We start from the raw sequence: 956 nt of genomic DNA, 5'->3' as shown, positions 1-956 counted from the left end.
GAATTTTATCTGAATAATAATTATCCGAACCCGTTTAATCCCACAACTACTATTAATTATTCCGTTCCTCAAAACAAAAACGGCAATTCATATTTTCATGTAAGGCTGATAGTTTATGACCCTCTAGGAAGAGAAGTAGCTGTTCTGGTTAATGAATCAAAACCACCCGGTAACTACAGTACTGTTTTTAATGCACAGAATCTTCCCAGCGGAGTTTATTACTACTCATTAATATCTGGCTCTACAATAATTACAAAATCAATGGTTTTAGTAAAATGAAATCAATTTATTTAACAATTTTATTCGTATTCTTAACATCAATTATGTTTGCTCAGTATGATGACCCGTATCAGTTTTTTCCGGCTAATTTAGGCGACCATTGGGAATATACGAGGGCGGGAGGAGACCTGCATTATACAGTACTGCGCGATTCGATAGACCCGAAAGACAGCAGCAGGTTTATATTCTTTTATGATCCGCCTTTGTATTACGGCGCTAATTATAGAATAGACAGGAATTATAATGTTTTCAACGTTCCTCAATTTGATAACCGGCATTTATATAAATTAAATGCACAGGTAGGTGAACGGTGGGTTGTTATAGTTGAAGATTCCAGCAAGTGGGAAGAATCGATGGTAAGCGGAATTTATGAGGGGTATGTATTCGGGAAACGCACATTAATAAAGGAGATTCAACATTTTCAACTATGGATAAGACCGGATTCTCTTATTGATACAACTTTCCTTGATGTAGAAAAATTAGCTTACGGATTTGGACGTATATCAAGAGAAAATTATGTATTACAACCTCTTTTATTGAGAGGCTGCAGAATAAACGGAGTAACTTATGGTATAGTTGATGTAAAAGACGAGGCTACTCCGATACCATCCGGTTTTGTTCTCTTTCAGAATTACCCCAATCCGTTTAATCCTTCAACTATTATTCGATATAAAGTG

The 956-nt window shown here is 35.8% G+C and carries 2 protein-coding genes; both read left to right on the top strand.

The window, feature by feature from the left end:
• The coding region (locus ACSSWA_RS14910; protein ID WP_437357450.1) for a T9SS type A sorting domain-containing protein at positions 1-279 on the top strand (279 nt) is incomplete at its 5' end.
• On the top strand, positions 276-956 hold a 681-nt coding region (locus ACSSWA_RS14905), incomplete at its 3' end, for a T9SS type A sorting domain-containing protein (protein ID WP_437357448.1). The genes ACSSWA_RS14910 and ACSSWA_RS14905, both read left to right, overlap by 4 nt.

Origin of the sequence: Melioribacter sp. Ez-97, from assembly GCF_051488665.1 — a bacterium.
Taxonomy (GTDB): Bacteria; Bacteroidota; Ignavibacteria; order Ignavibacteriales; family Melioribacteraceae; genus Melioribacter.
This window is presented reverse-complemented; position numbering and strand designations above follow the sequence as displayed.